Consider the following 304-nt stretch of genomic DNA (forward strand, 5'->3'; position numbering starts at 1 on the left):
ACCTCCCAAGGATAGGCCGTAATAAACGTAGGCTGATCTAACTTCTCTTCTGCAGTTGCTTCAAAGATCTCACATAAATACTTGCCCGCTCCCCATGTTTTTTGCTGAGGGGAATCTGGAACACCGACTTGCTTGGCATAAGCCCTCAGAGCCTCAAAGTGACTCTCAGGATCATTGATCACTGCCGCATCAAACTCCGGGTTGTACTTAAGCACCGCTTCCGCCATCGTCATGCGAGTAAATGGTTGGCTAAAGTCATAGATTTTCTCTTCAACCACCTCTCCGTTTGCATCCTTGGTCGTGC

General features: G+C 48.4%; 1 pseudogene. It reads right to left on the minus strand.

The window, feature by feature from the left end:
* Positions 1 to 304: pseudogene (locus A3751_RS22380) on the minus strand (lysine--tRNA ligase); the annotation flags it as partial.

The organism is Oleiphilus sp. HI0080, from assembly GCF_001635135.1.